The organism is Pelagibius sp. Alg239-R121, from assembly GCF_947331435.1.
In the GTDB taxonomy this organism is placed as follows: Bacteria; Pseudomonadota; Alphaproteobacteria; order Kiloniellales; family Kiloniellaceae; genus Denitrobaculum.
In genome coordinates, this window is record NZ_CAMZOF010000002.1 from 348,223 (window position 1) to 372,865 (window position 24,643).

At 59.1% G+C, this 24,643-nt stretch carries 23 protein-coding genes and 1 tRNA gene; 19 read left to right on the plus strand and 5 right to left on the minus strand.

What is annotated here, in order from left to right; translation table 11 throughout:
• The first annotated feature begins 201 nt into the window (after positions 1-201).
• Complete coding sequence (locus tag QMZ18_RS08835; RefSeq protein ID WP_282605914.1) at positions 202-1,149, plus strand: SDR family oxidoreductase; 948 nt, start codon at positions 202-204, stop codon at positions 1,147-1,149.
• Between the two features lie 104 nt (positions 1,150-1,253).
• Here the strand turns inward: QMZ18_RS08835 and QMZ18_RS08840 are convergent, their stop codons facing one another.
• Positions 1,254-2,087 carry an alpha/beta fold hydrolase gene (locus QMZ18_RS08840; protein ID WP_282605915.1) on the minus strand — a complete coding sequence of 278 codons (834 nt, stop codon included), beginning with the start codon at positions 2,085-2,087 and terminating at the stop codon, positions 1,254-1,256.
• Positions 2,088-2,114: 27 nt separating this feature from the next.
• On the opposite strand from QMZ18_RS08840, the gene QMZ18_RS08845 reads away from it, so the two are divergent.
• The 13 genes from QMZ18_RS08845 (at position 2,115) to pheT (ending at position 16,332) form a co-directional block, all read left to right on the plus strand.
• Positions 2,115-3,311, plus strand: coding sequence for a glycosyltransferase family 4 protein (locus tag QMZ18_RS08845; RefSeq protein WP_282605916.1), 1,197 nt, complete (start codon positions 2,115-2,117; stop codon positions 3,309-3,311).
• A 146-nt stretch (positions 3,312-3,457) separates the two neighbouring features.
• Positions 3,458-4,123 (plus strand): FMN-dependent NADH-azoreductase, encoded by a 666-nt coding sequence (locus QMZ18_RS08850; protein ID WP_282605917.1) that lies wholly within the window; start codon positions 3,458-3,460, stop codon positions 4,121-4,123.
• Between the two features lie 29 nt (positions 4,124-4,152).
• Complete coding sequence (locus QMZ18_RS08855; protein WP_282605918.1) at positions 4,153-5,139, plus strand: LysR substrate-binding domain-containing protein; 987 nt, start codon at positions 4,153-4,155, stop codon at positions 5,137-5,139.
• Positions 5,136-5,831, plus strand: a complete 696-nt coding sequence (locus QMZ18_RS08860) for an urea carboxylase-associated family protein (protein WP_282605919.1) — start codon at positions 5,136-5,138, stop codon at positions 5,829-5,831. Before QMZ18_RS08855 ends, QMZ18_RS08860 begins: the two co-directional genes overlap by 4 nt.
• 509 nt (positions 5,832-6,340) lie before the next feature.
• Complete coding sequence (locus tag QMZ18_RS08865; RefSeq protein ID WP_282605920.1) at positions 6,341-6,586, plus strand: hypothetical protein; 246 nt, start codon at positions 6,341-6,343, stop codon at positions 6,584-6,586.
• Between the two features lie 46 nt (positions 6,587-6,632).
• A complete protein-coding gene (locus QMZ18_RS08870; RefSeq protein ID WP_282605921.1) occupies positions 6,633-6,836 on the plus strand; it encodes a hypothetical protein in 204 nt (67 codons plus the stop codon).
• 47 nt (positions 6,837-6,883) lie between these two features.
• Positions 6,884-8,725: a RiPP maturation radical SAM C-methyltransferase gene (locus QMZ18_RS08875; protein ID WP_282605922.1), complete on the plus strand. Its 1,842-nt coding sequence runs from the start codon at positions 6,884-6,886 to the stop codon at positions 8,723-8,725.
• A gap of 354 nt (positions 8,726-9,079) precedes the next feature.
• The gene (gene thrS, locus QMZ18_RS08880; protein ID WP_282605923.1) at positions 9,080-11,002 is read left to right on the plus strand and encodes a threonine--tRNA ligase; all 1,923 of its coding nucleotides are present in this window, start codon (positions 9,080-9,082) and stop codon (positions 11,000-11,002) included.
• Between the two features lie 292 nt (positions 11,003-11,294).
• A complete protein-coding gene (gene infC / locus QMZ18_RS08885; protein WP_282605924.1) occupies positions 11,295-11,783 on the plus strand; it encodes a translation initiation factor IF-3 in 489 nt (162 codons plus the stop codon).
• Positions 11,784-12,041: 258 nt separating this feature from the next.
• Positions 12,042-12,242, plus strand: a complete 201-nt coding sequence (gene rpmI / locus QMZ18_RS08890) for a 50S ribosomal protein L35 (protein ID WP_282605925.1) — start codon at positions 12,042-12,044, stop codon at positions 12,240-12,242.
• 13 nt (positions 12,243-12,255) lie between these two features.
• Positions 12,256-12,618, plus strand: coding sequence for a 50S ribosomal protein L20 (rplT, locus tag QMZ18_RS08895; RefSeq protein WP_282605926.1), 363 nt, complete (start codon positions 12,256-12,258; stop codon positions 12,616-12,618).
• A 236-nt stretch (positions 12,619-12,854) separates the two neighbouring features.
• Positions 12,855-13,922 carry a phenylalanine--tRNA ligase subunit alpha gene (gene pheS / locus QMZ18_RS08900; RefSeq protein WP_282605927.1) on the plus strand — a complete coding sequence of 356 codons (1,068 nt, stop codon included), beginning with the start codon at positions 12,855-12,857 and terminating at the stop codon, positions 13,920-13,922.
• Between the two features lie 4 nt (positions 13,923-13,926).
• The gene (pheT, locus tag QMZ18_RS08905) at positions 13,927-16,332 is read left to right on the plus strand and encodes a phenylalanine--tRNA ligase subunit beta (protein WP_282605928.1); all 2,406 of its coding nucleotides are present in this window, start codon (positions 13,927-13,929) and stop codon (positions 16,330-16,332) included.
• A gap of 135 nt (positions 16,333-16,467) precedes the next feature.
• On the opposite strand, the gene QMZ18_RS08910 is transcribed toward pheT, so the two are convergent.
• From QMZ18_RS08910 to QMZ18_RS08920, 3 genes are all read right to left on the minus strand, one after another.
• Entirely contained in the window at positions 16,468-17,838 is a 1,371-nt protein-coding gene (locus QMZ18_RS08910) for a hypothetical protein (protein ID WP_282605929.1), read from the minus strand.
• 181 nt (positions 17,839-18,019) lie between these two features.
• Positions 18,020-18,856, minus strand: a complete 837-nt coding sequence (locus QMZ18_RS08915; RefSeq protein WP_282605930.1) for a spondin domain-containing protein — start codon at positions 18,854-18,856, stop codon at positions 18,020-18,022.
• A gap of 220 nt (positions 18,857-19,076) precedes the next feature.
• Positions 19,077-19,532, minus strand: coding sequence for a BLUF domain-containing protein (locus QMZ18_RS08920; protein WP_282605931.1), 456 nt, complete (start codon positions 19,530-19,532; stop codon positions 19,077-19,079).
• Positions 19,533-19,718: 186 nt separating this feature from the next.
• On the opposite strand from QMZ18_RS08920, the gene lepA reads away from it, so the two are divergent.
• The 3 genes from lepA to fetB all read left to right on the plus strand — a co-directional run bounded on the left by lepA (position 19,719) and on the right by fetB (position 23,109).
• Complete coding sequence (gene lepA / locus QMZ18_RS08925; RefSeq protein WP_282605932.1) at positions 19,719-21,521, plus strand: translation elongation factor 4; 1,803 nt, start codon at positions 19,719-19,721, stop codon at positions 21,519-21,521.
• A 107-nt stretch (positions 21,522-21,628) separates the two neighbouring features.
• On the plus strand, positions 21,629-22,306 hold the full coding sequence (locus tag QMZ18_RS08930; protein ID WP_282605933.1) for an ATP-binding cassette domain-containing protein: 678 nt from the start codon (positions 21,629-21,631) through the stop codon (positions 22,304-22,306).
• On the plus strand, positions 22,303-23,109 hold the full coding sequence (gene fetB / locus QMZ18_RS08935) for an iron export ABC transporter permease subunit FetB (protein ID WP_282605934.1): 807 nt from the start codon (positions 22,303-22,305) through the stop codon (positions 23,107-23,109). Before QMZ18_RS08930 ends, fetB begins: the two co-directional genes overlap by 4 nt.
• A 36-nt stretch (positions 23,110-23,145) precedes the next feature.
• On the opposite strand, the gene QMZ18_RS08940 is transcribed toward fetB, so the two are convergent.
• The gene (locus tag QMZ18_RS08940; protein WP_282605935.1) at positions 23,146-23,424 is read right to left on the minus strand and encodes a hypothetical protein; all 279 of its coding nucleotides are present in this window, start codon (positions 23,422-23,424) and stop codon (positions 23,146-23,148) included.
• A 394-nt stretch (positions 23,425-23,818) separates the two neighbouring features.
• Here QMZ18_RS08940 and QMZ18_RS08945 point away from each other — a divergent pair.
• Positions 23,819-23,909 (plus strand) — tRNA-Ser (locus QMZ18_RS08945).
• 265 nt (positions 23,910-24,174) lie between these two features.
• Positions 24,175-24,585: a DDE-type integrase/transposase/recombinase gene (locus tag QMZ18_RS08950; protein ID WP_282606238.1), complete on the plus strand. Its 411-nt coding sequence runs from the start codon at positions 24,175-24,177 to the stop codon at positions 24,583-24,585.
• The last annotated feature ends 58 nt before the right edge of the window (positions 24,586-24,643 follow it).

Here is a 24,643-nt window from a genome sequence, read left to right on the forward strand (position 1 = left end):
CCATAGCGATTCGCGTTTTACCCGGAACAGACAGCCCCATAGTTCGCGTTCGAAATCAACGCTGAGCCGATTGAGAGGCAGCGAAGATTGAGCCAGGTTAAACGCGAATTGCTCTAAGATCGACATCGAAGGCGGGTTGATCAAGGGCGAAGTTCATGGCGCGGCCCATGAGCACTGACAGAAAGCAAGAGAGAGCAGGGTATGAGCGAAGCGGCCAATCATCTTTTCTGCTTCGGGCTGGGCTTTTCCGCCCAAGTCCTGTCCAAGCGGCTTATGGCCGGGCCACGTCTGGCCGAGCCACGTCCGGCCGAGCCACGTCCGGCCGAGCCACGTCTGGCCGAGCCACGTCTGGCCGAAAGCTGGAAGGTCACGGGCACGACCCGTTCGGAAGATAAGCGCCAGGCCCTGCTGGATCAGGGCTTCCATGCCGTCGCGCTGTTCGACCGGGACCGGCCCCTCGAAAATCCGGCGGAGAGCCTGCGGGGCGTTACCCACATCCTGGTTTCCGCCGGACCCGACGAAGCGGGCGACGCAGTCCTCAATCAGCACGCCGAAGACATTGCGAAACTGCCGGACCTGCGCTGGCTGGGCTATCTCTCGACCACCGGCGTCTACGGCAATCACGATGGCGCCTGGGTGGACGAAGATGCGGCGCTGACCCCCAGCAGTCCGCGCAGCGAATACCGTGCCGCCGCCGAACGCGGCTGGCTGGACCTGCAGGCAAAGGACGCGGTGCCCGCCCACATTTTCCGCCTCGCCGGTATCTACGGCCCTGGCCGCAGCCTGCTGGACACGGTCAAGGCAGGCAAAGCCAAGCGCATCGACCGGCCGGGCCAGGTCTTCAGCCGCATTCACGTCGAAGACATCGCAAGGGTGCTGGAAGCCTCGATCGCCGCGCCCAATCCGGGCAGGATCTACAACGTCTGCGACGACATGGCCGCCTCGCCGGCGGAAGTCACCGCCCACGCCTGCGAACTGCTGGGCGTCGCGCCGCCGCCGCTGGTGCCTTTCGAGGAAGCCGGACTCTCGCCCATGGGAAAGACCTTCTGGCTCGACAACAAGCGAGTCTCGAACCGGCGCCTGCATGAGGAACTTGGGGTCGAACTGCGCTACCCGGACTACAAGGCCGGGCTCGCGAGTCTCGTTTAGCGTAAGGCGGCGCCAGCCCGCACCCCCTCCCGACCGCCCCACGATAGTATCCTACGGGCGGTCGGGAGGGGGTGCGGGCTGGCGCCGATTAAAGAGCGGCTCCTCTAACCAACCTTACCCAACATCTCATCCAGGCTCCGCGTCAGCCGCGCCAGATCTTCCGGTTCCGACAGCCGGTGGTCGCCCTTCTTGACCAGCGTCACCTCGACCTCCTCGCTCTCCAGCGCATCGGCCAGTCTGAGCGCGGCCTTCCAGGGCACGTCCTCGTCGCGCATGCCCTGCAGCAGGCGCACGGGACAGCGAATCGGGATGGCTTCGCGCAGCAGCAGGTTCTTCCGGCCCTCCTCGATCAGTTCGCGGGTGATGATGTAGGGCTCGTCGCCGTAGTCGGAAGGCCGCTCGAACCGGCCCTTGCTCATGACCTCCTCGCGCATCTCCGGTGAGAATTCCGCCCACATCAGGTCTTCGGTGAAATCCGGTGCCGCCGCGATCCCGATCAGACCCGCGATCCGCTCAATCCGTGCCAGCGCGGCCAGCAGCATGATCCAGCCGCCCATGGAGGAACCCACCAGGATCTGCGGCCCTTCGGTCACTTCGTCCAGTACCGCGACCGCATCCTCGGCCCAGCGGCCGATGGTCCCCTCGGCGAAGCTGCCGGAGGACTGGCCATGGCCCAGATAGTCGAAACGCACGAAACCCAGGCCCCGTTCCCGGCAGTGGTCTTCCAGCGCAATCGCCTTGGTGCCGGTCATGTCCGACATAAAGCCACCCAGAAATACGACACCGGGTTGCGCGGATCCGCTTTTATCGCCCGATAACTTATGATACGCGATGCTCGCACCGTCTTTGCGTGCTAAACTTTTAGGATTCGGGAGTCCCGCACCGGAGGTCGGATGCTGGGCGGACAAAGACTCCTGGGGGAATTCTTCGGAAGACATGAAAGATCAATCACCTATGGCCTGGCAATGACGACTGTCACGCAGGTTATCACTCCGGGACCGCGGACAAAAGCCGGTGGACCGGTGGTGTTGCAGGTCGTCCCGAACCTGGTCACGGGGGGTGTGGAGCGCGGCGCCGTCGATATGGCCGCCGCCCTGACCCATGCCGGCGGTACGGCCATCATCGCGTCCGAAGGCGGCCCTCTGGAGTATGAGCTGCAGCGCATCGGCGCAGCCCATATCCGCCTGCCCATGGCCTCCAAGAATCCCCTCGTCATGGCCCGCAACATCACGCGCCTGAAAAAAGTCATCCTGGCCAACGACGTGGACATCGTGCATGCCCGCTCCCGCGCGCCGGCCTGGTCGGCCTACTTCGCCGCCAAGGGCACCGGGCGCCATTTCATCACCACCTTTCACGCGCCCTATAACATCGGCAACGGCCTGAAGCGGCGCTACAACGCCATCATGACCAAGGGCGAGCGGGTCATCGCCATCTCTCAGTTCATCGCCGGGCACATCGACCAGAACTACAAGGTCGAGCGCACCAAGGTCCGGGTGGTCCAGCGCGGCGTCGACCTGCTGCACTTCGACCCCGACCAGGTCAGCGCGGAACGGGTGGTCAAGCTGGCCACCGACTGGCGCCTGCCCGACGGCGTGCCCCTGGTTCTGCTGCCCGGCCGCCTGACCCGCTGGAAGGGCCAGTCGATCCTGCTCGATGCCTTAAAGGAACTGCGCGACCTGGATTTCTGTTGCGTGCTGGTGGGTTCCGACCAGGGCCGGACCAGCTACCGGCAGGAGCTCGAGCGCCAGATCATGGCCAACGACCTCGCCGGCAAGGCCTTCATCTTCGACAACTGCAGCGACATGGCAGCCGCCTATATGCTGTCCGACGTGGTGGTTTCGGCCTCGACCGATCCCGAGGGCTTCGGCCGCGTGGTCAGCGAGGGTCAGGCCATGGGCCGCCCGGTGGTGGCCAGCGACCACGGCGGCGCCCGCGAACAGGTGATCCCCGGCACGACCGGCTTCCTCTTCGAGAACAACGACCCCAGCTCCCTCGCCAAGGCTCTGCGCCAGGCCCTGACGCTGGACGCCGAGGCCCGCGCCAAGCTCTCGAAGATCGCGATCAACCGAGTCCAGACCCTCTTCTCCAAGGACCGCATGTGCGCGGCCACGCTGGGGCTCTACAACGAGCTGATACGGCGGGACGCGCATCGGTTGGACTGATTGAACTTGTTGGACTGATCTCCCGACTCCAAACCGACACGGCTGAATTCTGCTCGTCCGACGCATGAAAAGACTGCGCTCGTCTCGCTGAGCACTTGGCGCTCCTATAAGAGCAACGCCCTCTTATTGCTCCTGGAGACAGTCCCTTGGCCAGCCTTCTACATCTCGACGCCAGCGCGCGGACCGAGCGTTCGATCAGCCGCGATCTCTCGGCAAGTTTCATCGAAACCTGGCGGAAACACCGCCCGCAGGACGCGGTCATCCGGCGCGATCTAGCCACCGACCCGCCCGGCTTCGTCACCCAGGACTGGATCGCCGCCTGCTTTACCCCGGAAAGCGCGCGGACCGACGCCCATCACGCAGCCCTGAAGGAATCCGACGACCTCATCGCCGAGTTGGAGCAGGCCACGCTTATTGTCCTGGGCACGCCGATGTACAATTATGGTCTGCCGGCGGCGCTTAAGGCCTGGGTCGATCAGGTCGTCCGGGTCAACAGGACCTTCAGCTTCGATCTGGCCCGGGGCGACTATCCGTTGGCACCGATCCTGTCCGGCAAGACCCTCGTCTGCCTGGCATCGAAAGGCGAGTTCGGCTTCGCGCAGGGCGGCATTCGGGAGGACAAGAACCATCTCGATCCCCATATCGAAACCTTCGCCCCTTATCTCGGTGTGGAGGAATGTCATTTCATCTCGGTCGAATATCAGGAATTCGGCGACGAACGCCATGAGCGCTCCCGTGCCGCCGCGCGCCAGAATGCGGTGGCCCTGGCGGAAACCCTCGCGCGCAGCCTGGAGCCTTTACCGGGCTCATAACGGAAAGACCCTTTGCAGAAAGTCTGGCGATGCGTGACTCCCGGCTACCCGCATTGAACGGCTTAAAGGCTTTCGAGGTCGCGGCCCGGCACCTGAGTTTCAAGCAGGCCGCCGACGAACTCTTCATCACGCCCGCCGCCGTCAGCCACCGGATCCGCGCACTCGAAGACTGGCTCGGGGTCAAGCTCTTCAACCGCCTCACCCGCTCCCTGGAGCTGACCAAGGAAGGCGAGGCCTACGCGGCCCTGGTGCAGGAGGGCTTTGCCATCCTGACCCGGGCATCGGACGAACTGCGGCGCTCCAGCGACGCCGGTGAACTGGTGATCTCGGCCACCATGTCCTTTGCGTCGAACTGGCTCAATACGAGACTCCCCGGACTGCAGGATGCTCAGAACCAGGGTAGGCACGAGAACTTCACCGTCCGGATCGAGGGTTCGGACCAGCCTGCCGACCTCAACCGCAGCAACATCGATATCGCGATCCGCTACGGCGAGGGCGGTTACGAGGATCTCCATTCGGAGATGCTCTTTCCCGATCTGATCACGCCGGTCTGCACGCCGGAGCTGGCGGCGAAAATCCCGCAGCCCGCCGATATCGCAAAGCTGCCACGGATCGACTACCGCTGGTCCGGCTTCGGCCCGCGCGACCCGAGCTGGGAAAAGTGGTTTCACGCCGCCGGCGTCGAGACTCCCGGCCCGGAAACGGTGCCCTCCTTCAGTGACGAACACATGGCCCTGGGCCAGACCCTCGCCGGCCGCGGCATCGGGCTGCTGGGGATTGTGGCCGCCGCCGAGCCGATCCTGCAGGGCAAGCTGGTCCGGCCCTTCCCGATCGCCCTGGAGAATCGCGCCTACTACTTCGTCTGCCAGTCCCACAGCCTGCGCCGCCGCAAGGTTGGGATCTTCCGCGACTGGCTGAAGGCCGAAGCCGCCCGCTTCGACGCCCTTCTGGCCGAAGACCCCAGGCTAAAATTCGAAAGCATTGTGCGCGCAGAGCACCTCACGGAGGAACCATGACTAGAGATAAACCCGCCCCCTACCGGACAGCGCAACCCGATGGGTCCAACCCGACGGCGGGCAATCCCATCTCCCCGGACGGCGTGCCGCAACCCGGCCAAGACTACCTCATCCCCGCAAGACAGGGCCGCGCGATGCGCCTGAAGCGCGGGCAGAGCCTGACCATCATCAATCCCCAGGGCCATCAGGTCTGTGACTTCTTCGCGATCACGGAAGACTCGCCCGCGGAATTCCTCTCCATGGAGCACTGCCGCACCGCCCTCGGCCGCATCACCGTCAAGACAGGCGACCGGCTGGTCACCAACCGCCGCCGCGCCCTGATCGAGATTACGGAAGACAGCTCCCCCGGCGTCCACGACATCCTGATCGCCGCCTGCGACCACACCCGCTACCAGCAACTCGGCTGCAGGGATTACCACGACAACTGCGCCGACAACTTCCGCATGAGCCTCGCCGCAATCGGCGTCACGCCGCTGCACGTGCCCTGCCCCTTCAACATCTGGATGAATGTGCCGGTCGTCCAGGGCGGCGCTTTTGACTGGGCAGCACCGGTCTCAAAGCCGGACGATTATGTGGTGTTGCAAGCGCTGGAGGACTGCATCGCGGTCATGTCCGCCTGCCCGCAGGATATGACCAGCGTCAATGGCGTGGGGACTGCTCCGGCGGAGTTGGTGTTTCGGATCGGCCGTTGAATACGGGCTACGCGTATGACGTGGATACGATCAGCGCATTACCCACAAAACAAGGTCTGACGCCGCTCATTATGACAGTCAGCATCGTGATACTTGAAAGCATGAAACATCCGACAATAGAAATTTGACCACTTCGTAAACCGTCAGACGCATCCCTGCACCAAAGTCGCTCGGCTATCTCTCATGGACCAAAATCTTCGGAAGCATGAGGCCTGAATTAGAGAGAAGTGTATTTTTTTAGACTGTTGGCATTCGAATTTTCCCACAGTCGCCGAAACGCCTCAACGTATATATTACAGCATATTTGCAATTTACACCCCTAACATCCTGCAAAAATGCATGAGCTTCTTGCAGTTTTTCGGGTTCTCTTCAGAGTAGAATTATCATATGTTCACGAATGAATAACATTATTTATTCATGACCACCGACATTGGTGCCAAACAGCCCGAAATTTCGGAATGATCGAGATCGGGCATTCCTTTTTTAGGACAAGAACCCAGGAGACAGAAATGAAAGACATGAGCAAGCTTCAACGCCGTCTCGATGCAAGCCAGGACCTACGGGCCAAATTTCTAAAAGACCCCATAGCCGTGATGAAATCGGAAGGCATGAGCCTCTCGCGCAGTGAGGAGGCCGAGGTTACACGTGCCTTTGCAGACCAGTTGACCGGGTCGGCAAAGGATCCCACGGCAAAATACGAGGTCGGAGGAAGTGTGGACTTCAAAGTGTCCGGCGGAGACAAAAAAACACCTTAACAGCCAACTTCTATTCTTTGTTTAAACGGTGGAAAGAGATTTCGTCATGGACATTGAACAATTTCAGAAACGGCTGGATTCCGATCAGGCGCTTAGGCGGTCCTTTGCCAAAAACCCGGTAGCCGCGCTACGCGAAAAAGGCATCAAGCTTCCGCCGGAAGCGGAAGAAGAACTCACGGCGGCCGTCCAGCAAGGAGCCCTCGAAAAACCGGGGGCACAGGTGCTGCTCGGTATCAAGATCAAGTTCTAGAGTTGGTTAACCCGGCTGACTTCAGCCAAGCAATAAAGAGGATCGATATGGCGCTTTTCCTTCCTGACAGCCTGAACGATCGATGTGATGTGCTCCTAATCGATCCTCCATTTGCGGCAATCAACCGGCCGTCAATCGGTCTGCATCTTTTACAGGCGCTGGCCCGCAGGAACGGCGCCTCTGCATCCGTTCTATATGCCAACCTGCTCTTCGCGGCAGAGATCGGGGAGGCCGTTTATCAGGACTTGTGTTATCTACCGACAGGGCCTCTGGTCGGCGAGCGGATATTTGCACACCTTGCCTTTGATGGTGCTCCCCGAAACATACCAAGCGGCGCTCTCGAGGATGCCAACAACCTGACACATGAAAAGGCGATTGAAATCCAGGAACTTGCCGGTGCCTGGCTCGACGGCCTGGCCGATTGTCTCGCAAAGGTCGACGTCGGCATCGTTGGCTGCTCGACCACGTTCGAACAAACAGCATTCAGCCTTGCCCTCCTGCGCCGGCTCAAGGCACGGAGACCGGACGTAATCACGATCCTTGGCGGCGCGAATTGCGAAAGCGAAATGGGCATTGGGCTCCATGCCTTGAGCGCTGGCCCGGATTATGTGTTTTCCGGCGAAAGCGAGGAAAGTTTCGTTGAATTCGTCGAACAGTTTCGTGGTCACCGCCTGCCCCCAAAGGGCGTCATCGAAGGTTCGCCCTGTAAGGCCATGGACGCGTTGCCGGTCGGTGATTACTCCGAGTTTTTTGATCAGTTTTCCATGGCCCTGCCCGACAGTGAGATCGCCACGGCCGGCCTCGTCAGATTACCGATGGAAACGAGCCGCGGCTGCTGGTGGGGTCAGAAACATCACTGCACCTTTTGCGGCTTGAACGGGCACGGGATGAGTTTTCGCGAGAAGTCCCCCAGACGTGCCGTAAGCGAGATTGAAACGCTTCTTGAGGCCCATGACATCAATAAGATCTTCATGGTCGATAATATCATGCCGCACAAATACTTTGAGACGTTGCTCCCGCTCCTCATCGACAGTGACCTGGATCTTGAACTCTTCTATGAACAAAAGGCCAATCTGGGTCTTCGGCGCATGCTCCTGCTGCGTGACGCAGGAGTTATGGAGATCCAACCCGGAATCGAAGCGCTGACGACATCGCTGCTTCGGCGTATGCGCAAGGGCGTTTCGGCGGCACAGAACATCGAAACGCTTCAGCTCGCACGGTCTCTCGGCATCTCGGTCAACTGGAACCTGCTGTTCGGCTTCCCAGGGGACGATGAAGCGGACTATGCGCCTTTGATTTCGCTGATACCCCTCTTGCGTCACCTCCAGCCACCCGGCGGCTTCGGCCACATCTCAATCGACCGCTTCAGCCCCTATTTCACGGCACCCACCGCCTTCGGCATCGACGGCCTGCAGCCTTTGAATGCTTATGGCGAGGTGTTTCCAGGAGAAGCCGATCTTGAAAAGATCGCGTATCATTTCGTCGGCGATTATCGTTCGCTCGCATCGCAAGGCAGTGAAATTATCGAGTCCGTCGCTAATCTCGTGGATGAATGGCGGGCAGCATGGGAGGGAACGGCAACCCCCAGTTTATTCATTACGCGACTCACGGAGGAGACTTTCCTGCTTGTGGATACGCGCGGCCTCCCCGGCTTGAAGTCCGTGCAGTTTATAGATCGGGGTAAAGCTCTCGTCGCACTACTTGGTAAAGAAAGTGAAGAACACGACCGGTTCTGGGCTCTTGATAACAAAGTCGTTGTCTATATTGACGGCAACCTAGTCCCTTTGGCTGCGGCACCTCGCGATCTTTTAGTTGCTTTGGACTCAGGCGATAACACGCAATCGGTCGAGCAATCACGCGACCTCGAACTCGCTCTCACGGTAACCTGACAGTATTGACACTATGCCGGAGGTACATACGCTTGCCGACAACGGAGACAAACTCAGTACTAGATGATCTCCGCAGGAAACCGGCGCCGCAAACCGATGCCACCAATAGCTGACTAGGGTCATTGGATCAGGCTAGTCGACGCCGTCGGTTCAGACCAACCTGCTACCGTGATCGAGCCAAAAATCGCGCCAGGGCTCTGCCTGCCCGGACAACGCGATCTCGGAGTACTTAAGATCTACGCCCCATATTCTTGACAGCCCCTGGAATCCTTCTACATTGCGCGTTTCGCACTGCGGCATAGCCGCGGTGGTTTTTTTGACGACGTATGACAGAAGGTTAAAAAGCAAAGTTTCATGGTTGCAATTCATCTGCCCGACGGGAGTCGGCGCGATTTTGAGGCGGCGGTTTCCGGCGCTCAGATCGCCGCCGCCATCGGCCCGCGCCTGGCGAAAGACGCCCTGGCGCTGAAGGCCGACGGTATGGTCAAGGACCTTGCCTATCTTGTCGAGCAGGACACCACCGTCGAAATCGTCACCGCCAACCACAACGACAGCCTGGAACTGCTGCGCCACGACTGCGCGCATGTGCTGGCCGAGGCGGTGCAGGAGCTTTTTCCCGAGACACAGGTGACTTTCGGTCCGGCAACCGAGAACGGCTTTTTCTACGACTTCGCGCGCAAGGAACCCTTTACCACCGACGACCTGGAGGTCATCGAAAAGCGCATGCATGAGATCGTCGATCGCGACGAAGCCATCACGCGCGAGGTCTGGGACCGGGACGACGCGATCCGCCTCTTCATGGAGATGGGCGAGAAGTACAAGGCCGAGCATATCGAGACCCTGCCCAGGGAAGCCGAGATCTCGATCTACCGGCAGGGCGAATGGCTCGACCTCTGCACGGGGCCGCACCTGCCCTCGACCGGTAAGCTGGGCCATGCCTTTAAGCTGCTGCGGGTTTCCGGCGCCTACTGGCGCGGCGATTCGAAGAACGAGCAGCTGCAGCGCATCTACGGCACCTGCTGGGCGACGGAAAAGCAGCTCAAGGCCTACCTCCACATGCTGGAGGAAGCCGAAAAGCGCGACCACCGGCGCCTGGGCAAGGACATGAACCTCTTCCATCTGCAGGAAGAAGCGGTCGGTTCGGTCTTCTGGCACCCCAAAGGCTGGGAGCTCTACCGCGCGGTCGAGCGCTATCTGCGCAAACGGCTCGAAGCCGCCGATTACGTCGAAGTCAAGACGCCGCAGTTGATCGACCGTTCGCTCTGGGAGGCCTCGGGCCACTGGGAAAAATTCCGCGAGCATATGTTCACGGCGGTCAGCGACGACGACCGGGTGCTGGCGGTCAAGCCCATGAACTGTCCGGCCCACGTTCAGATCTTCCGCCAAGGCCAGACCAGCTACCGCGATCTGCCCCTGCGCATGGCCGAATTCGGCAACTGCCACCGTAACGAGCCTTCGGGCGCGCTGCACGGGCTGATGCGGGTGCGCGCCTTTACCCAGGACGACGCCCATATCTTCTGCACGGAAGACCAGATCAACAGCGAGACGGTGATCTTCTGCGAGCTGCTGTCGAGCATCTATAAGGATCTGGGTTTCGAGGACTTCGTGGTGAAGTTCTCGGACCGGCCAGAAGTACGTTCGGGCGACGACGAGACCTGGGACAAGGCCGAAAAGGCCCTGAAAGAGGCGGTCGAGCAGACGGGCATCGAATATTCGCTCAATCCCGGCGAAGGCGCCTTCTATGGGCCGAAGCTGGAGTTCGTGCTGCGCGACGCCATCGGGCGCGACTGGCAGTGCGGTACTCTGCAGGTGGATTTCGTCCTGCCGGAGCGCCTGGATGCCAGCTATATCGGCGAGGACGACAAGCGTCACCGCCCGGTTATGCTGCACCGCGCGATCATCGGCTCCTTCGAACGATTCCTGGCAATCCTGATCGAACACTTCGGCGGGCGCTTCCCGCTGTGGCTGTCGCCGGTCCAGGTTGCGGTGGCCACGATCACCTCCGATGCGGATGACTATGGCCGCGAGGTGCAGGCTGCGTTAAAATCCGCTGGCCTACGAACGGAAATTGACCTGCGCAACGAGAAGATTAACTATAAGATACGTGAACACAGTCTGGCCAAGGTCCCTGTGATCGCGGTCGTCGGCCGCCGAGAGGCGGAAGAAGGCAAGGTGGCGCTGCGGCGTCTGGGCAGTAAGGAACAGCAGATCCTGAGCCTGGAAGAAGCGGTCGCTGTTTTGGGGGAAGAGTCGGCCTCGCCGGCTAACACATTGTAGCACTGGGCAAATTTTAGTCCGGTGAAGAGGGGAAGCACCATATCGGCACTCCGGCCCGGCTGCGCAGGCAGTCGCGGGCGGCTGGTGATATGGACTAGAGTGCGATCGTTTGAGATTGAATCGATCAATCGAAAACGTGAATCGCCCTCTAATTTATAGGAGAAGAGGCTGATTCACGTTTTACTTTGATCCAAATTAAAACGATCAGGCTCTATTTTTTTCAGGCTAACGGAGGAGTTTAGCAATAGCACGTCCACCCGTAGATCTCACGCCGTCCCGAGATGGACCACGTGTGAACGAACAAATTGGCGTTATGTCGGTCCGTCTCGTCGATGAAAACGGCGAGCAGGTCGGGGTCGTCTCTAAGAGCGATGCGCTGCAGCGTGCGTTCGCCGCCGGTTTGGATCTCGTGGAGATTTCGCCCAATGCCGACCCGCCGGTCTGCAAAATCCTGGATTACGGGCGTTTCCGCTACGAGGCTCAGAAGAAAAAGAACGAAGCCCGCAAGAAGCAGAAGATCATCGATGTCAAAGAAATCAAGATGCGGCCGAATATCGATTCGCATGATTATGACGTGAAGATGCGCGCTGCCAACCGCTTCATCGGCGAAGGCGACAAGGTCAAGGTGACCATGCGCTTCCGCGGCCGGGAGATGGTCCATCAGGATCTGGGCCTGAAGGTCCTGCACAAGGTCCGTGGCGAGCTCGAGGAAGTTGCCAAGGTCGAGCAGTTTCCCAAGCTGGAGGGCCGGCAGATGATCATGGTCCTGGCGCCACGTTGATGTAACATCTCGCTGCGACCATCAGCCAACCGGCCGGGTGTCCGCGCCCGGCGGCTGGCGACAAGCCCAGAGCGGCTTAAATTCGACTTACTTATCAATAAGATAGAATAAGTCAGGGAGATCTCTGTGCGAAGCGCCGGGATCTCTTGCAATCGCTGAATTCGGCCGCTATAACCTGCGGCTTCAATCGAGCGGTCGGGCGAAAAGGGCATGCCCAGCGGCTCACGAAAGATTCGTTTCAAACGAAAGGAATGCAAAATGCCCAAGCTGAAGTCTAAGTCAGGCGCCAAAAAGCGCTTCCGGCTCACCGGAACCGGAAAAGTTGTCATGAACCAGGCAGGTATGCGTCACATGCTGCGTCGCCGCAGCAAGTCGATGAAGCGCAAGGCGCGCGGCACGACGATTATGGGCGCTGCCGACAGCCGGATCATCAAGCGCAACTTCCTCCCCTACGCTTAAGGAAACCTGACACATGGCAAGAGTAAGTCGGGGCGTCACGGCACGTGCGCGCCACAAAAAAGTCGTCAAGATGGCCAAAGGCTATCGGGGACGCGGTAAAAACGTTTTCCGGGTTGCCGTCGAGCGGGTGGAGAAGGGTCTCCAGTACGCCTACCGTGACCGCCGGGTCAAAAAGCGCAATTTCCGCGGTCTTTGGATCCAGCGGATCAACGCCGGTGCCCGCGAGCATGGTTTGTCCTATTCGCAGTTTATGAACGGTATGAAGCAGGCCGGCATTGAGCTGGACCGCAAGGTTCTTTCCGACCTCGCGATCCACGAGCCCGCCGCTTTTAAGAGCCTCGTCGATCAGGCTCAGGCCGCTCTCAAGACCGCTTAAGGCAATCGGCTCAGACGGCTGCAGGACAAGAAACGTCATGCAGCCGCCGGCCACCCAGGCGAGATTTTCGAAGGCAGCAGAGCCAAGGCCGTTCACGGTCTTGGCTTCTCTTTTGAAGCACCGCTCGCCTCAACAAAGCGAATAGGGACCGGCGGAGATCGGGGCTGGAGCACAGCCGGCAGATCATCTTAAGCCGGTCAAACTCCAGGCATCCGATAACCTCCACCGGGATGCAGATGGAGAACCTCGAACAACTTCGCGACAGCCTGACCGCACAGATCGAAGGCGCCGGCGACGTCGATGCGCTGGAGACGATCCGTGTCCAGGCCCTGGGCAAAAAAGGCCAGGTCACCCAGCTCATGAAGACGCTGGGCGGTTTGTCGCCGGACGAGCGCCGGGAAGCGGGCCAGGCCCTCAATGTCGTCAAGACCGCTCTGGCGGATGCGATCGAAGCGCGCCGCGGCACTCTGAAGGAAGCCGAGCTGGAAGCCCGCCTGACCCAAGAGACCATCGATGTCTCCCTGCCCGCGCGCCCCTCCAATCTTGGTCACCTGCATCCGATCAGCCAGACGGTCGAGGAGCTGACCGCGATTTTCGGCGAGATGGGCTTTTCCGTCGCCGAAGGCCCCGATGTCGAGGACGACTTCCACAACTTCACCGCCCTGAACATTCCGCCGGAGCATCCCGCGCGGCAGGAGTTCGACACCTTTTATCTGCCCGAGCGTGAAGACGGCAGCCGACAGGTGCTGCGGACCCATACCTCCCCGGTCCAGATCCGCACCATGCAGAGCACGACGCCGCCGATCCGCATCATCGTGCCGGGCCGCACCTACCGCGCCGATCACGACGCCACCCATTCGCCCATGTTCCATCAGGTCGAAGGCCTGGTGATCGACGAGAAGACCCATATGGGCCACCTCAAGGGCACGCTGATCGAATTCTGCCGGGCCTTCTTCGGCATTGACGACCTGCCGGTGCGCTTCCGCTCCAGCTACTTCCCCTTCACCGAGCCCTCGGCGGAGGTCGACATCGGCTGTACCCGCGACGGCGGGCAGCTGAAGATCGGCGGCGCCGACTGGCTGGAGATCCTGGGCTGCGGCATGGTCCACCCCAAGGTGCTGGAGCACTGCGGCATCGATGCCACCAAATACCAGGGCTTCGCCTTCGGTATGGGGATCGAGCGTATCGCCATGCTGAAGTATGGCATGCCCGACCTGCGCCCCTTCTATGATTCGGACCTGCGGTGGCTGCGGCACTTCGGCTTCCTGCCGCTCGAGACCCCCAGCATGGTGAGAGGACTCTAAGCTCATGAAGTTCACCCTCAGCTGGCTCAAGGACCACCTCGAGACCGAGGCCACCCTGGACGAGATCTCCGCGGCCCTTTCCATGATCGGCTTGGAGGTCGAGGAGATCGAGGACCGCGCGGCGGCCCTCGCGCCCTTCAAATCTGCCTACGTCCGGGAAGCGGTTCAGCATCCCAACGCCGACCGCCTGCGGGTCTGCAAGGTCGAAACCGCCGACGGCGAGGTTCAGGTCGTCTGCGGCGCCCCAAACGCCCGCACCGGCATGATCGGCGTCTTCGCACCCTCCGGGAGCTATATTCCCGGCACCGACATGACCCTGAAGCCCGGCAACATCCGCGGCGAGGACTCCAACGGCATGCTGGTCTCCGAGCGCGAGATGGGCCTTTCCGACGAGCATGACGGCATCATCGAGCTGCCCGAAGGTACCGCCGTCGGCGTGCCCTTTGCCGAACTGATGGGTTTCGACGATCCGGTGATCGAGATCGCCATCACGCCGAACCGGGGCGACTGCCTGGGCGTGCGCGGCGTGGCGCGGGATCTCGCGGCCGCCGGTCTGGGGACGCTGAAACCCCTGGACATTCCCACGACCACGGGCAGTTTCGAATCGCCGATTAAGTGGCGGCGGGATCTCCCGGCGGACCAGCAGGACCTCTGTCCCTACGTGGCCGGGCGCTATTTCCGCGGCGTGAAGAACGGCCCCAGCCCGCGCTGGCTGCAAGACCGCCTGCGCGCCATCGGCCTGCGTCCGATCTCCGCTTTGGTCGATATTACCAATTATGTGACCTACGATTTGAACCGCCCGCTGCACGTTTTCGACGCAGCAAAGGTCAAAGGCGACGTAATCATGCGCCTAGCCCGCGAAGACGAGGAGATTCTTGCACTCGACGGGGAGAAATATTCCCTCGACCCCACAATGGTCATCATCGCCGACAACAATGGACCCGAGGGAATCGGTGGTGTAATGGGCGGTGAGTTGTCGGGCTGTTCAGAGAACACCACCGACGTTTTCCTGGAGGTCGCGCTGTTCGATCCGGCCCGTGTCGCCATTACCGGGCGCAAGCTGGGTATCCTCTCCGACGCCCGCTACCGGTTCGAGCGTGGTCTCGATGCGGACTCTGCGCTCTGGGGAGTCGAAGTCGCCAGCAAACTGATTCTTGAGCTCTGTGGCGGTGAGGCCAGCGAAACCACTTCCGCCGGCGAACATCCCGCCAGAAAACGCGAGATCTCATTGCGCCGGGATCGCGTGAAGACACTCGGTGGCATCGAGATTCCCTTCGAAGAGCAGGTGCGAATCCTTAAGGATCTCGAATTTGAGGTGACCGAAACAGCGGACGGCCTGAATGCGGTCGTCCCGCTTTGGCGCAATGACGTCGAATGCGAGGCCTGTCTGGTCGAGGAGGTCATGCGGATCCATGGGTTCGATGAAATCCCGGTGGTTCCGCTGGATCGGGACAAGGTCCTGCCTCACGGTGTCCTGACTACCAGCCAGAAGCGGCGCAGCTTCGTGCGCAATGCCCTGGCCTGGCGCGGGCTGGAAGAATGCGTGACCTTCTCCTTCATCTCGCGAAAACAGGCCGCACTCTTCGGTGGAACCAAGGATGAACTCACGCTGGTCAATCCGATCTCCAGCGATCTGGACGTGATGCGGCCTTCTGTCCTTCCGACGCTGGTTGCGGCTGCAGCGCGCAACAGTGACCGGGGTTTCGCCGACAACGCTCTCTTCGAGATCGGTCCGCAGTACCAGGACGACAGCCCCACGGGACAGACCTTTGTCGCCGCCGGATTGCGCAGCGGAGCTTCGCAGGGGCGTCACTGGGAAACCAAGAACCGAGCCCTCGATGCCTTCGACGCCAAGGGTGATGCATTGGCTGCGCTGGAAGTGATCGGCGCGCCGGTGGCCAACCTGCAGGTCACCGCCGACGCTCCTGCCTGGTACCATCCTGGCCGCTCAGGCGTGCTCCGGCTTGGTCCGAAGGTCATGGCTGCATTCGGCGAGCTGCATCCGCGCGTGCTGGCCGCAATGGATCTGCGTGGACCGGCCGTGGCCTTCGAGGTCTTTGTAGATGCGGTTCCGCAACCCAAAGCCAAAGGTTCGGGCAAGATCAAGCCTGCATTGGCACTCTCGCCCTACCAGCCGGTCGAGAGAGACTTCGCCTTTGTGGTCGCCGCCGATACTCCGGCTGAGAAGCTGCTGCGCGCTGCCAAGGGAGCCGACAAGCAGTTGATCACCAGCGTGGAACTCTTCGACGTCTACAGCGGCAAAGGGATCGAAGAAGGCAAGAAGTCCCTGGCCATCTCAGTGACCCTGCAGCCGACCGACAAAACCATGACCGACGAAGAGATCGAAGCGGTGGCGGCGAAAGTCGTCGCACAGGTGGCAAAGGCGACGGGCGGTACGCTGCGCGGCTAAAGCTGCGGCGAGATTGGGGTCTCAAAGGAATCAAAGCGGCCGCCAGCGCTCAAGCGTTGGCGGCCGCATCTTGTATTGCGCGCCACGGAACAAGTCCGCCGTTCTGAGAACGATGAAAGACGGGAGCTTAAGGTTTCACCAAAGCAACGGCTGGCTCAACCTGTCCCAGAAAAGCCAACGACGATCTTCACGGGGAGCTTTATAGCCCGCAAAGATCGGCAGATCTTGTTTTTGAGATGGGTCGAATAGATGTAACATCCCAGAATGACTTGCGATCAGAACGCGCCCCGTATCAGGGCAAACATCGACACCGCCTGCACTTGATCCAAACTCTAGTTCCCACAAAGTTTTGCCGCCCGGAGTAATACAGGCCACAAAACCTACGCCAGCTAAGAGGAATGCTCCAGATTCTTCTCCCGTCATTGAGGCTGGAAGATAACCCGAGGCATAGACACGCAGATAGTCATTCAGGACTGTCTGAAGTTCCTGCTGTTTATCGCGCTGCCCGTTCAGGTCTTGGATCGCCGGCAGGCTACAGGCAAATGTTGCACCTCGGAAGAAGTGGCACGAATTCAGCGCGACCAATGTGCTATCGTCGCTAAAACAAGCGTCATGGGGATACTCACTCAGGCCTTCCAGTTCAGCATAAACAGATGGGCTACCGTCACTTCCCAGACGAATGATATGGTGATTGTCCATCTGAGTGCTAAATGCCGCAAAACGCCCGTCCGGCGAGAGTGCCGCGTGTATCATGTCGAAAAAGGGTCGGAAAACTCTCTTATCTTCCGAAGTCGCTTTCATATCCTCTTCCAAGCCAAGCGCCAGAGAGGGGAAAAGAAGTTGAGAGGTCCAACCTAGCGCCGTTTTAGCTAGAAGGAGAACTCCCCTCCCGTGGTCGGACAAAAGGATCTTCGTGCCATCATCCGAGATAGCGAGATGCGTGTAGGTTGCGATGTCGCCGGGATCCGCGAATTTCGGCTTGAATTCTTTTGGCAGATCCGTCGGAATGAACGCTGAACTAGGCAGTGCTGGAATACGATCGAGCGGTGCACTCCCGTATGTTTTGCTTACAATGAGCGAGCCGTCGGTTTGGAGTGTTAAAAAATACTGTCGATTGCGTGACCAGACAAAGCCCGCAAGGGGATCGGCTTCTGTGATCTGGTTGCCGTTTATGTGCCAAGTTGTTCTCGTAGAAAACGCCGTGCCTTGAAGTGTAAGGAACTGGTCTGGACCCAAGATTGCACAGCACGACAAACCGCGAACACCCTTCTCCAACTCGGGTATGAACGGTGCGTGCGCCGGGTCGAAAAAACCCCGTGCCTCTCGAGCTCGGCCCTTTGCGTTCAGGCGAACAATTTCTTGAAGTACCGCTTCTGCCAAGTTGGGATCGCGCGCATCTCGAATAAAGGACGGCGCGTCCTTTTGGCCTTCATGAACTGCTTCTAGTTCTATCGAGTTGTGAGCTGCCACACTTCGGCCGAAATCATTCCAAGACGATAAATCCATAGGTTTGCTTTTCAGTTTCGATCTCCCAATCGGATTGTATTACCTGCCAGTTTACAATCGCTGAAGTTACACTTTGCCATACCAAAATCGGCAAGCCACGCTGCAAGGCCCTGCTTTCCCAAAATAAAAAACGGCAGCCTCACCAGAGACTGCCGTTTTTCTTTACCTGAAACTGAAGGCTTTAAGCGATGCTGCGCTTCCGGCGATGGCGGAAAGCCGCGAAGCCCAGCAGGCCGAAGCCCAGCATCGCGATGGACGACGGCTCCGGCACGTCGATCGCGGTGACCGTGATCCGGGCAAAGATGCCAAAATCATCCTGGGTGAAGTCGGCGGCATCCCGGCTGAAGGGAATGTCACCATTCGGGCCGATCAGTCCGGCGTTCAGAATCTCGTCACTCAGCCCCTCATGCAGACCGATGACGCCGTTTTCGGACGCCCCGGTATCCTCTGCCCCCTGATTGAGGAAGGCAACGGCGGAGTTATCGCTGTTGTCCTCGGTCCCGGCATCATAGATGTCGCTACGATCGAAGGTCAGTGAGAAAGGTGAAATGAAGTTGCCGTTGGAATCGAACAACTCCACGGATTCATCCAGGCCAATGAAAGCGTCCTGTGACGGGATCAGCATGCTGGCAAAGACGAAATGGGTGTTGATGCTGCCGTCGACATGGATGTCGAAGGAAACGCTCGACTGCGGTCCGATGGGTCCGATGCCTGTTAGCGCAACACCCTGTGAATTCGGGAAATTCGCGACACGGTCATCCCGTAGAGGTGCGAAGTTGCCGTCTTCGGCCAGGCGTTCGAAAACGGGGCTGGCGGCCTCGCCGACATTGAAAATGTCGAAGCCGCTGTTGTCGTGGAAGGCGCCATAGACCGGCGTGAAAAAGAACCCACCATTCTGCGCCAGGTTTTCGAAAGTGACGCGCAGCTTTGTGGCTTCCGCATCTCCCGCACCTGCCGACGCGAACGCCGCAATCGACAATGCGACCGCAGCCGTGGCGGCTTTGATGCCTCTAAACATGATAATTTCGCCCCCTAGTAAAAACTCATTGGATAGCACTCGAGGCGCAGTTTGACTCTTTTCAAGCTCGGGGGTGTGTCACGTTAGATAAACTTTAATTGAAATGCAGTTGATGAGACGCCCGCAGGTTGAAGCGCATCGGCATACAGCTAGCTCATATCGCCGGAACGCCTTTCTTTTGCATCAGATGGAGCTCAAAGATAGTCCGGTCGAAATACAATTAAACCAAGCGTTGGTTGCTGAGAAAACTTTGGGTCAGCATACTCACAAAGGGATCGCAATCCTTCGTCGTGCCAGCGTTAACCCCTTGCCGATCAAGTCGAACTAGGGACTCGATGCCCTGATTCACTTCTCGGTTTATGGGTGTATACGCCATAGCCCATTGGTCAAAATTTCGCGCTGCAACGTCTCGCTCCACCAAAAGCAAGAGACTGTGATGTCGATTGTCGTGTTCAATCCTCGCGTAACAGTCTTGCACCTCGCTCTTCGCGCCCTCCAAAACCTGAAAGAAAACGCCTCCGCCGTAGAGCAAAAGTCCGGTGATATCGCTGCGCTTATTGTTGATGCGAGAAGTTTCGAGAATCTTGAGAAGTTCACCATCCGACGGTTCATTGCATGCCGTACTGTAGTACATCAATTGATAAACCATAAGATGCTGTAAATTCTCATATTTCAATCATAGGATCGTAAACAATTTTAACACAAACTAGGAAAAAGTGCTCTCTTTACATTATTCCTATCAGTCGTGAGGAACGAGCCTCTTCCGAGGTCCCGGCTGATCCCAGAGAAGCAACGAACGAATCAACAAGTCAGTGCATCACCTCTTGGCGCCGGGGTGCGCCGATGCTATAGCCAGCAGACCATGACAGAGCTCAAAAACATACGTAACTTCGCGATCATCGCCCACATCGATCACGGCAAGTCGACGCTGGCCGACCGCATGATTCAACACTGCGGCGCCCTGGCGGACCGGGAGATGAAGGAACAGGTCCTCGACTCCATGGATCTGGAGCGCGAGCGCGGGATTACCATTAAGGCTCAGACCGTACGCCTGACCTACAAGGCGCAGGATGGCGAGACCTATGCGCTGAACCTGATCGACACGCCGGGACACGTCGATTTCTCATACGAAGTCAGCCGATCACTGGCGGCCTGCGAGGGCTCGCTCCTACTGGTCGACGCCAGCCAGGGGGTCGAGGCACAGACCCTGGCCAACGTCTATCTGGCGATCGACAACGACCACGAAGTGCTGCCGGTTCTCAACAAAGTCGACCTGCCGGCGGCCGAGCCCGAGCGGATCAAGGAACAGATCGAAGAAGTCATCGGCATCGACGCCTCCGAGGCCCTGGAGATCTCGGCCAAGACCGGCAAGGGCGTACCGGAGGTCCTGGAAGCTCTAGTCAAGCATGTCCCGCCGCCCGAGGGCGACAGCTCGGCCCCGCTGAAGGCGCTGCTGGTCGACAGCTGGTACGACGCCTACCTCGGCGTGATTACCCTGGTCCGGGTGGTCGACGGCATCCTGAAACCAGGCCTGAAGGTCCGCATGATGGGCAGTGGCGCGACCCATACGATCGACAAGGTTGGCGCGTTCACCCCGAAAATGCAGAACCTGCCGCACTTGGGGCCAGGCGAGATCGGATTCATAACCGCCGGCATCAAGTCGGTTGCGGATACCAACGTCGGCGACACTCTGACAGAGGAACGGCGCCTCGCCAGCGAACCCCTGCCCGGCTTCAAGCCCAGCGTGCCGGTCGTGTTCTGCGGGCTCTTCCCGATCGACGCCGCCGACTACGAGGATCTGCGCGACAGCCTGGCTAAACTGGCACTGAATGATTCGAGCTTTCTCTATGAGCCGGAATCTTCGGCGGCCCTGGGCTTCGGGTTCCGTTGTGGCTGCCTGGGCCTGCTGCACCTGGAGATCGTTCAGGAGCGGCTGGAGCGTGAATTCAATCTCGATCTCATCACAACCGCCCCCAGCGTGGTTTATAAGATCAAAATGAACTCTGGACAGGTTATCGACCTGCATAATCCTGCCGACTTCCCCGACGTGGTTAAGATCGCTTCGATCGAAGAACCCTGGATCAAGGCGACGATCCTGGTTCCCGACGAATTTCTCGGCGCGATCCTTAAGCTCTGCGAAGACCGGCGTGGCGAACAGGTCGACCTGACCTATGCAGGTACCCGGGCGATGGTCGTCTACCGTCTGCCTCTTAATGAAGTCGTCTTCGACTTTTACGATCGCCTGAAATCGGTGTCGCGGGGCTATGCCAGCTTCGACTATCACCTGGACGGATACCGCGAAAACGATCTGGTCAAGGTGGCCATCCTGGTGAACGCCGAGCCAGTGGATTCACTGGCGATCATTGTCCACCGCAGTCAGGCTGAACCCAGGGGCCGCATGCTCTGCGAACGCCTCAAGGATCTGATTCCGAGGCAGCTTTTCAAGATCGCTATCCAGGCGGCAATCGGCGGTAAGGTCGTGGCCCGCGAAACTATCTCTGCCCTGCGCAAGGATGTGACGGCCAAATGCTACGGCGGTGACGTTTCGCGTAAACGCAAACTGTTGGACAAGCAGAAGGCGGGTAAAAAGCGTATGCGCCAGGTCGGCAATGTGGAAATCCCGCAGACGGCATTCCTTGCGGCCCTGAAGATGGGTGACGGATAAACAGGTTTTCGCGGCCCCACTTTTTTAGGTGCTCATTTACTTAAGTGTTATGACGTCAGCCATAGGATAGGATCGCGCCTGCCACGATCTGCCGAAACTGGAGAGTCATGCTCAAAGTCAAAGGGCTTACGCGTCCGGATCTGCTGGAAGCCAGCCTGGAGCTTGCAGCCGGGGAATGTGTCGCAATCCGGGGCGCATCCGGGTCGGGCAAAAGCCTCTTGCTCCGCGCGATCGCAGACCTTGACCCAAATGAAGGCGATGTCTCCCTCGATGGTGTCTCTCGGGAAGCCATGGCTGCGCCCGACTGGCGGCGGCAGGTCTGTTATCTGCCGGCGGAGGCAGGTTGGTGGGCAGAGGACCTGGGGCCTCACTTCGCCGATTGGAATCGCGCAGTACCCTTTTTTGAACGCCTGGGTTTGGCCGAGGCAAAAAAAGACTGGCCCATCGCCCGCTTGTCCACCGGTGAACGGCAGCGTCTGGCCCTCAGTAGGGCTCTGGCGATCGATCCAAAGGTTCTTTTGCTCGACGAACCAACGTCGGGCCTTGACCAAGACTCCATCGCGGCCGTCGAGGAATTGATTTCGGAGATCCGTGAAGCAGGGGTCGGCGTGATCTGGGTCACCCACGATCCCACGCAGGCCGAGCGCGTGGCCAACCGCTGGCTCTATCTGGAAAATGGCCGGCTCAGAAATGCGCTGCCCTTTAAAGGGGCCAATGGATCTGACGCGTCGGAAGAGCGCTTGATCGAGGGTGACGCCGAGGCCCACGGCAGGATCCTGCAGTGAACGCGATTCTACTGTCCAATTGGGATCTCGCTTTGGCGGCTCTGCTGATCCTGATTAATGGCGCGCTGTCGGTTCTTCTCTCGTTAAGGCTAGAGCGGCAGCTTCTGATCGCAACAGTAAGGATGGTGGTCCAGCTCATCCTGGTTGGTCTGGTGTTGACCACCCTCTTTTCGCTGGTCTCGCCCCTCTGGACCAGTCTGGTCGCTCTGGCCATGATCGCCTTTGCCGGCCGCGAGGTCACGGCCCGCCAGGAACGCCGGCTGAGTGGCGGCTGGAGCTATGGGCTCGGCACGGGCTGTATGCTGTTCGCGGCAGGCCTGGTGACGATCTTCGCGCTCGCCACCCAGGTAAGTCCCGACCCCTGGTACCATCCGCGTTATGCGATTCCACTGCTGGGCATGGTCCTTGGGAACACCATGACCGGTGTCAGTCTGGGCCTGCACACTCTGACCTCCACGCTGACTCGTGAACGCGCCGCAGTGGAAGCCCGTCTGATGCTGGGTGCCAATCGCCAGGAAGCCTTGTTGCCGGTCACACGGATTGCCATGAAAGCCGCCATGATGCCGATCATCAACTCGATGGCGGCAACCGGCCTGGTGGCTCTACCGGGAATGATGACCGGGCAAATTCTGGCGGGGGCGGACCCTGCGGAAGCTGTGAAATATCAGTTGCTGGTGATGTTCCTGATCGCCGGCGGAACGTCCATCGGCGCCACAGGAGTGGTTTGGGCGGGTGGGCGGCGCCTGACCGATGCCCGACACAGATTGCGGCTGGATCGCCTGCAGCAATTCAGGAGCGACTAAGCTCCGGTATAAATCACTCGATTTATACCTCGCCGATTACCTGAAACGACGCTTATGCCCGCGCCAATCACGGCTGAGCAACAGAAGCAAAACACCGGGAACTGCGAAGAACAGCACCGTCGGCCATTGCAGTGCCGGCGCCACCACGGAGTCCCAGACTTCTGGGGCGATTCGGCGCTCGATGCCCGCCTGCAACATATTCAGGCTGGCGGAATGAAGCTTGAACCAGACTTCGCCCAGCGGTGCGAGACGAAAGGATTCACCCGCAGCAATGGCAACCAGATCCCTGCCCAACGCGATAAAACCAATCGCCACCAGGAACCAGCCTAAGAAACGGCAGAAAACTCTCACATTGCTCCCCAAATTTTTGTGCGAAGGCGCGTGCGGCGCGGCACCGACTAGAGTTTGATCACCAAATTAGGACTGAATAGAAACGTAAATCAGCCACGACTTCAAAAGACTGAACGACGATCTACTGCCTTGTTCCTTTGAATCAAGATTGATCGTTTTCCAGGAATCGCGACCATATCAGCTAAACTGCGGTCGTGCCAAATCGGGCTGCGATCGAACGGTGTTCCCTCATGAAAAAGACATCCTGCCGGTTTGGATGCTTTCCGGCATTGCATCTTCCGAACTGCTCGGCTAATTTCCCGCCGCGCAGAGATGCGCAGGCGCATTCCTGATTAAGATGACGGGAACAGCGTATGACGGAGGGGTGGCCGAGTGGCTGAAGGCGCACGCCTGGAAAGTGTGTATACGTTAATAGCGTATCGAGGGTTCGAATCCCTCTCCCTCCGCCAATCTCCCCTACAGCCAATTCCACCTAAATCCACAAGAACTTCATGATTTAAGAGCTTATTGCCTCTTGATACTCCACTGGCATCCACTGATTTTCATGTAATTCCGCTTACATTTTGTGGGTACGTTTGTGGGGCTGAATTCAATGGCGCGCGAAATCAATCGTCTGACCGACCGCAAAATATTCTGTCGCAAACGTTGACCCATTGACGGTACGAGATGGCAAGTGTCAGCCTTAAGGCGAAGGTTTCATCACAATAAGCCCTGATCACGATCTCGTTCAAACATCTCCATTTCTCAAGAGATGTTATCCTATTTGCCGTGTATTTCTATGTTCGCTACACGGTGCCCTTCCGCGATCTCGAAGAGATCATGGCCGAGCGAGGTGTCGTTGTAGATCATGCGACATTAAACCGGTGGCTCGTGAAATTCGCGCCCACAATTGCCGCAGCGCAATTCTTCGCAAAAGCGCTGTCCAGCAACGGCATTCCCTTGCGGATTATGATCGAGCAAGACCATCGGTTTATCAAACGGCGAACACACCCGATGCTCGGGATCAAATCGTTCAATTCCGCTACGGCAACGCTTGAAGGCATCAAAGTTGCTCAGATGATCCGAAAGAGACAACTCGAGTTAGAAGGTAGCGAATTCGTGCAATTTGCAGCACTCGCTGGTTAATTGTGTCCGTTCTCTTCCCCCTCCCTTCGTTTTTTGTAAGATTGGTAGGTTCGACCGC